8 protein-coding genes and 1 pseudogene are annotated in these 7,001 nt (G+C 46.3%); all 9 read left to right on the plus strand.

Annotation, left to right across the window (positions count from 1 at the left end; genetic code table 11):
- Nucleotides 1–279, plus strand: a pseudogene (locus HWQ67_RS10355) (type III-A CRISPR-associated protein Cas10/Csm1); the annotation flags it as partial.
- A 12-nt stretch (nucleotides 280–291) separates the two neighbouring features.
- Nucleotides 292–708 (plus strand): type III-A CRISPR-associated protein Csm2, encoded by a 417-nt coding sequence (csm2, locus tag HWQ67_RS10360; protein ID WP_218252617.1) that lies wholly within the window; start codon nucleotides 292–294, stop codon nucleotides 706–708.
- 16 nt (nucleotides 709–724) lie between these two features.
- On the plus strand, nucleotides 725–1,447 hold the full coding sequence (gene csm3 / locus HWQ67_RS10365) for a type III-A CRISPR-associated RAMP protein Csm3 (RefSeq protein WP_218252618.1): 723 nt from the start codon (nucleotides 725–727) through the stop codon (nucleotides 1,445–1,447).
- Complete coding sequence (gene csm4 / locus HWQ67_RS10370; protein ID WP_218252619.1) at nucleotides 1,444–2,484, plus strand: type III-A CRISPR-associated RAMP protein Csm4; 1,041 nt, start codon at nucleotides 1,444–1,446, stop codon at nucleotides 2,482–2,484. Before csm3 ends, csm4 begins: the two co-directional genes overlap by 4 nt.
- 1 nt (nucleotide 2,485) lies before the next feature.
- Nucleotides 2,486–3,577, plus strand: a complete 1,092-nt coding sequence (csm5, locus tag HWQ67_RS10375) for a type III-A CRISPR-associated RAMP protein Csm5 (RefSeq protein WP_218252620.1) — start codon at nucleotides 2,486–2,488, stop codon at nucleotides 3,575–3,577.
- Nucleotides 3,578–3,599: 22 nt separating this feature from the next.
- Complete coding sequence (locus tag HWQ67_RS10380; RefSeq protein ID WP_218252621.1) at nucleotides 3,600–4,847, plus strand: TIGR02710 family CRISPR-associated CARF protein; 1,248 nt, start codon at nucleotides 3,600–3,602, stop codon at nucleotides 4,845–4,847.
- 15 nt (nucleotides 4,848–4,862) lie between these two features.
- A complete protein-coding gene (gene cas2 / locus HWQ67_RS10385) occupies nucleotides 4,863–5,144 on the plus strand; it encodes a CRISPR-associated endonuclease Cas2 (RefSeq protein ID WP_218252622.1) in 282 nt (93 codons plus the stop codon).
- Nucleotides 5,145–5,155: 11 nt separating this feature from the next.
- Nucleotides 5,156–6,112, plus strand: coding sequence for a CRISPR-associated endonuclease Cas1 (cas1, locus tag HWQ67_RS10390; RefSeq protein WP_218252623.1), 957 nt, complete (start codon nucleotides 5,156–5,158; stop codon nucleotides 6,110–6,112).
- On the plus strand, nucleotides 6,087–6,908 hold the full coding sequence (locus HWQ67_RS10395; protein ID WP_218252624.1) for a CRISPR-associated endonuclease Cas1: 822 nt from the start codon (nucleotides 6,087–6,089) through the stop codon (nucleotides 6,906–6,908). The genes cas1 and HWQ67_RS10395 overlap by 26 nt, the downstream gene beginning before the upstream one ends.
- The last annotated feature ends 93 nt before the right edge of the window (nucleotides 6,909–7,001 follow it).

Here is a 7,001-nt window from a genome sequence, read left to right on the forward strand (position 1 = left end):
AATAACGTCATGCTTTTTAGGCTAAATGCGTTTATTGATATGTCAAAGCGGGAGGATAGGTTGTTGGAGATGGAGCAGGGCATTAGCATTGATGATATGGAGTGTCTGAAGTGGAGGGCAATGCTTAGGTACGCCCTTATCAGGAACGTGGGGAGGGGGCTTAAAGATGATGAAAGGGCCGTGGCGCTAAAGAAAGTGGAACAGAGCGTTCAATGGCTTGAGGAGCACGGCGGAGGTTTAAAGATACCGCTGTGGCATATAATCTATAACCGTAGATAAGGAGGAAGTGCAATGGACACAAAAGGCAGAGGTACAAGCACCATGATGAAGGTAGAGTTCTGGGATAATAAAGACAAAGGGTTGATTAATCCTGATCTCTTTTCCGATAAGGCCGATAAGATTGCCGAGGGATTAAATAGAGAAGGAAAAAACAAAAACTCTCAGATACGAAGGTTTTATGATGAGGTCGTCATGTTTAACAGGAGGGTAAAAGACAAGCCATCGGAGTTTGCAAAGATACTGCCTTATCTGAAGATGCTAAACGCAAAGGCGGCATATGCCGAGGGTAGAAAGCTGATATCACGCGATTTTAAGGATTTCATCAAAGAACAGATAGGTCAGATTAATGACGAAAGAGACCTTGACGTCTTTGCAAGCTTCTTTGAGGCCATTATGGGATATTATAAGTACTATAATCCAAAGGACTAAGACACGGAGGTAAGACATGGAATTAAAACTCACAGAGATCAAAAAACTTGAGGGCAAGATAACACTTAAGAGCGGTCTTCACATAGGCTCTGGCAATGCGGAGATGCACATTGGCGGCACGGACAGCCCTGTGATCAAGCACCCCCATACCCTTAAACCCTACATACCGGGGTCTTCGCTAAAGGGGAAGGTACGCTCCCTGCTTGAGATGGAAAGCGGATTGATGGTCTACACGGAAGGCGCTGTCGTATCAGGCAAGATACTGGAAAAGGTAAGCGATAAAGGCTTAAAGGCCAAATGTACTGCCCTGCTCAAGGTCTTTGGGGCTAGCGCCGATGATGCCTCTGAGGAAATTGGACCGACAAGGGCGTCGTTTGCCGACTGCTATCTCGATAGTGAGTGGCTTAAAACGGTGCAGGACAATCGTTGGTCTCTTACGGAGGAAAAGTCTGAAAACGTCATAAACAGGATCAGGGGTACAGCCGAGAATCCGAGATTTATCGAGCGGGTACCGGAGGGGGCAGTCTTTAACTTCTTGATTACCTTTAAGGTGTTGGCTGAGGACGATAAGGGGCTATTTGAATCAGTACTCCTTAGGGGGCTTAAGCTGCTTGAGATGGATGCCCTTGGTGGGAGTGGAAGCAGGGGGTATGGAAGGATAAAGATAGCGTTTAACGACGAGGGGATAAACGGCATGTTTGAGGAGTTGATGCCCTTTAATCAGGGAGGCGGCAGTTGAAGACATATGAGATTACCATAAAGCCACTTAGCGGATTTGCAACCCCCCTCAAGGGAGACACCATATTTGGGCACTTCTGCTGGCAGTTAGTCTATGACGAACAGAAACTGCTCGGTGAGCTGTTTGACACCCTGATTGCCCGTTATCTGGAGGCCCCCTTTGTGGTATTTTCATCCGCCTTTCCAAAGCTATACGCAAATAAAGTTTACACATATGCCCTACCCTCGCCTAACCTGCCACCTGATTGCATGTTTGACCTCCCACAGGACACAGTGCAACGCATAAAGAAGCGCAAGGAGGTTAAGTCAAAAAAGTGGATGCTTGTACCAGAAGGCAAGAAATTCTCGTCGTTTAGGGATTTGAAATTCTGCAATGACAAGGAGCTGTTTGATGAATTTAAGGCGGCGCTGAGTGATACAGAAAGGCGGCAGATACACAAGGGGGGCGGTAGCAGCTTTATTGCCGACTTTCTTCAACCTCACAACACCATAAACAGACATACCGGCACAACCGGAGAGGGTCGCTTTGCACCATTTTCAGTGGAGCATGGGGTGTATTATCCTAACACGGAACTGGCGCTGTTTGTCGGCATAGACGATGACGTTGTAACAATTGAACAGGTAACTACGGCCATAGAGAGGATCGGGGATATGGGCTTTGGCCGTGATGCTTCAAGCGGCCTTGGCAGGTTTTCTCTGGGGGAGTATATGGAGATAGACCTCGTCGGTTTGGGTAGCGATAATCCAAATGCCTGTTACACCCTTGCCCCATGCGTCCCTGAGAAGGGTGTCTACGCTGATGCGTTTTTTACGCCGTTTACGAGGTTTGGCAAGCATGGCGATGTGCTGGCCAGGTCAGGCAATCCCTTCAAATGTCCGGTTGTCATGGCCGATGAAGGGGCCGTCTTTATGCCAAAGAACAGAGATATACCTACGAAACCGTATATAGGGGTTGGTGTCACTGATATATCGCTTGTGCAGGATAAGACCGTGGCACAGGGGTATTCGCTCTACATACCGGTTAGCGTGGAGGCTTAAGATGGAAAAACCAATACGAGCCAGGCTCCACGTAATGTCTCCGGTGCACATAGGCTGCGATGACGTATATGAGCCAACGTCATTTGTTATACTTAAAGAAGGTGATGAATTGAACCTGGCAGCCTTTGATCCAATGGTTTTTGTCGATTCCTTGTCGGACCAAGACAAGGAGGAGTTCTTAGGCATATGTGACAAGGGCAGTGTCGCATCTATTGTCGAAATGATGAAATTTATTGCCGGCAAGTTTCAACCAAATAACATAGTCAGGGTTGAGTGTAGTAGCGTCCTGCTGGAACACTATAAGAAGGTTAGGAGTGGAAAAGGTGGGAAAAATGAACTCAATCAATTTCAAATTGCCAGAACCGCATACAATCCACATAACAATCTGCCATATATACCAGGTTCCTCGATAAAAGGGGCAATACGCACGGCCTATCTGAATAAGCTGGCAAAGGAAAGCAACCGTTTAAATACTGACGCAAGCAAAGACCTCGAAAACCGGCTCCTTGGCGGACAATTCGACACTGATCCCTTGCGACTGCTCAAGGTGTCTGACTTTGTGCCGGCAGGGGAGGCTAAATGCAAGATATTCTATGCCGTTAACAGGAAGAAGGATCAAGGTCAGACCGCTAAAGGGCCATATCAAATATTAGAGACTATAAGGGTTGGTACAGTCTTTAGCGGCACCATAAATATCGATCAACCGTTAATCGATAAACCGTTAAAGCCAGGGGGTATAAAAACGCCTGTCGAGCGAGATGTCTTGTTAAAGGCCATTAACGATTTTTATAGTAGCATATGTGATGACGATAACGAGGTCATAAACAGGATTGGGGCAAGCGCCTTCCTAATGCCTCCGGACATAAAGGGCAAGATAGGTCGGTCTGCCTTTTTGATCAGGATAGGCAGACACTCCGGGGCAGAGGCCGTAACCATCAAGGGGTATAGGAAGATAAAGATTATGCATAAAAACGGGGGGTCTACTAATGAGTCTTGTGCCACTACCCTATGGCTTGCATCCGAGGAGTCCTATCCGGACAGCAACGTCAGCCTCAAGCCCTTTGGATGGGCAGTATTGGAGATTGAACAATAATCAGCGATAAGGAGGAGTAATCATGGAAGAAAAAACGTACAAGGCAATGATCATATCGGTTGGTGGAACACCGGAACCTATTGTAAAGTCTATTTCACACTATATCCCTGAGTTTGTCTCATTTTTCGCATCCCAGGAGACGTGTGACAGCATAGCGGCAATAAAAAGAGGCATTGAAGACTCCTGTGGACTGGAGATAAGGAGCGAACGAACCCTGGTAGACAATGCGGATGATTTACGGCACTGTTTTCCCTTGGCAAAGGAATCCGTTAAAAGGGTAATGGATAAAGGCTACAATAAGGAGGATGTGATCGTTGACTACACCGGTGGGACAAAGAACATGTCTGTAGCCCTTGCCCTTGCCTCGGTTACGTATGGCCTTCGTTACTCATACGTTGGTGGAACGCAGAGGACTAAGGACGGTGTTGGTATTGTCCAGGACGGACACGAGACGGTCTACGATAGTGTAAATCCCTGGGATTTATTGGCAGTAGAGGATAAGAAAAAGATTTCGCTCCTTTTCAATCAATATCAGTTTAAGGCCGCAAAGGATTTGTTAGACGCTCTGGTGCAAAAAGGGGTAGAAGGTGGCTTCCACTTTAAATTGCTGGCGAGCCTTGTAGATGGTTACTACAAATGGGATTTGTTCAAACACAATCAGGCCCAAGACTCGTTTACAAAAGGAAAGGTGGACTTATTACAAGAATTCCATGATAATGGTATCAGGGCCTTTGCTGAGGCCACAAAGAAGAACCTGGAGATTGTCAACGTGTTATCAGAGGCAAAAGGGCGTTGCTCTCGTCGTGTCCACCATGTCCTTGACATGTACGCAAATGCGCTAAGGAGGTTTAAGGAGGGAAAGACAGATGATGCCGTACTCAGGCTCTATAGGCTTGTAGAGATGATTGCACAGGAGAGACTCTTACATACATATGAAATAAACACTTCTGATGTAAAAGAAAAGCAGTTACCAGAGGCATTAAGGGAAGGTTTTGTTCATAAATATAAGGATCGTGGTACAATAAAGCTGCCCCAAAATGCCTCTCTGCAATTGCTCCTTGAACTTGGCGACGAGTTAGGACAGGTATACTTGTTAAACGAGGATAACTTCAGAAAATTACAATCCGAGAGAAATCAGTCTTACCTTGCTCATGGTTTAAACAGTTCACAGGAATCAACGTATGACAAGCTAAGGAAGTTTATTCTTGACCTAAAGGCCTTTAACGAGTCAGACGTCCCCGTTTTTCCAAGGTTGGAGTTTGACGACTAAGGGTAGCTGTGGTCTATGACAAGGACTTTGTATCTCATAGCCTATGATATTACGGAGGATAACCGTTTGCATGACGTGCGTTATCTCCTTAAGGGGTACAGCACAGGTGGTCAGAAATCCGTGTATGAGTGCTTTCTGACCGAAGGTGAACTGAAATACGTAATTGGGCAACTCAAGGGGCTTATAAAGGATAAAGATGACCGTGTGCATATCTTTCAAATGGATGGCAGAAGTACTCCTCACGTGCTGGGCATAGCGCTGCCGCCCCATGACCCCGATTACTTTTATATTGGATAGGAGGATGTAGCGTGGGAACCTTGTATATCGACAGGAAAGACATTCTTATAAGGGATGATGGTAACACCCTTGCCTTTTATGCAAATGGCACAAAAGAGGGCAGTGTCCCTATAAAGCCACTTAAGAGAGTTGTAATCGTAGGTTCTGTGACACTTGAGACCTCGGCGCTTCACAAGCTAGCACAAGAGGGTGTCACCGTAGTGTTTCTCTCTGGAAGGAGTTTGAGCTTTAATGGCATATTCCACGGCAGACTACACAACAACGGTGTACTGAGGGTTAAGCAGTATGAGATGTCCCTGTCTGACTTCAGCAGGCTGTTTTCTGTCGAGATAGTAAGGAGAAAGGTTGACACACAGATTGGTCTGTTAAAAGAAGCCCTCCAAGAGCGGCCTGACAAACGGTTACCCCTGTTTACGGCATTAAAGACCCTTGAAAAGATATCGGAAAAAGTCACCGGATTGCCCGACCAAGACACCCTGATGGGACTTGAGGGTGGGGCTGCGTCCTCATATTTTCAGGCATATACAACGCTTTTTGCCGACTCTCTCGGTTTTGTAAAGCGCACAAGAAGACCCCCTGAAGACCCCGTTAATGCAATGCTGTCCCTGTGCTATACAATGCTTCACTACGAGATGGTGAGGGAGATAGAGGTAATAGGGCTTGACCCGTTTATTGGTTTCTATCACAGGTTTGAGTACGGTAGGGAATCCCTGGCATGCGACCTTGTGGAATCTTTTCGTGCAGATGTGGATAGGTTTGTGTGGCATTTGTTCAGGAAGAGGGAATTCACAGACAGGGACTTCTTTCAAGATAGCGAAAGGGCAGGCTGTTATCTAAAAAAAGAAGGCAGAAAGCGATTTTATCCAATGCACGAACAATGGGCCAAGGAGATGAGAGGCAGTTATGTTAATAGCGTAAGGGAACTAACACGGAGGATAATGGATGGACAGGACGCTTTATCTGAATGAGGCAAAGGGGATAGAGATTGTACGCGATGGTCCGTCCCTGCTCGTAAAAGAGTCAGGTAAGGCCAATAGGCGCATCCCCGTTCGTCTTATAGGGAGGGTGTTTATCTCCGGCAACGTTAAGTTAGAATCGGGGGTATTTTCCCTCCTTGCTGAGAATCAGATACCTGTTATGTTGATGAGTGTATCGGGGGACAATGGCTCCGTCTGTTTACCGTATAATGATCGTCTGCCTTTGTATTACGATAAGCAGAGGATATTCATTGAAACAGAGGACAATGTTTCACGCTTTAAGGCGTTCTGTGTGTCATGGAGGAAGAGATTTCAAATCGAGGCGCTCACTATCATGGCTAAGACACAAGCTCAGAGCTTTCTTGAAGAGGGTATCAAGGAGTCTGAGTATTGTCAGGCCATGGCCGGGTACTTTACGGCATATGAAAGACAGATTAAGACTGTCAGGAGGATAGTCTCAAATCTATCCAGGGGGCTGATTGTTGAAATGCTTGTCAAGGCCAGGCTTGACCCTCACATGGGTGTTGTTCACAGGAGGCAGAATTTTGGATTTGCCCTTGATATTTCCTATATATTGAGTCCAGAGACAGACCTGCAGTGTGTCATATTTTTGCAATCCTGCAAGGGCAATAACATTGACATTAATTCTATACATGGAGGCTGTGGTCTCAGGGACGTTATGAGAGACATTGCAGGCAGGTATGAGGGCAGGAGAAAACGCCTCGGAGAGAAGATCGAGCTGATCATTGATGATCTGTTTAGTTTAATGAGGGAGTTGGGGGCATGAAATCAAACTATCTATTGTGCTATGATATAAGGGATGCTCGCAGGCTTGCAAAGGTATACAGGTTTATAAGAGGCAGAGGGCTTCATTTGCAGT

The organism is Candidatus Magnetobacterium casense (assembly GCF_019173545.1).
Classification (GTDB): Bacteria; Nitrospirota; Thermodesulfovibrionia; order Thermodesulfovibrionales; family Magnetobacteriaceae; genus Magnetobacterium; species Magnetobacterium cryptolimnobacter.

Excerpts from the sequence above, each read along its gene's own strand:
- csm5 (WP_218252620.1), top strand. The coding sequence starts at position 2,486 with ATGGAAAAACCAATACGAGCCAGGCTCCACGTAATGTCTCCGGTGCAC.
- HWQ67_RS10380 (WP_218252621.1), top strand. The coding sequence starts at position 3,600 with ATGGAAGAAAAAACGTACAAGGCAATGATCATATCGGTTGGTGGAACA.
- csm3 (WP_218252618.1), top strand. The coding sequence starts at position 725 with ATGGAATTAAAACTCACAGAGATCAAAAAACTTGAGGGCAAGATAACA.
- cas2 (WP_218252622.1), top strand. The coding sequence starts at position 4,863 with ATGACAAGGACTTTGTATCTCATAGCCTATGATATTACGGAGGATAAC.
- csm2 (WP_218252617.1), top strand. The coding sequence starts at position 292 with ATGGACACAAAAGGCAGAGGTACAAGCACCATGATGAAGGTAGAGTTC.
- HWQ67_RS10395 (WP_218252624.1), top strand. The coding sequence starts at position 6,087 with ATGGACAGGACGCTTTATCTGAATGAGGCAAAGGGGATAGAGATTGTA.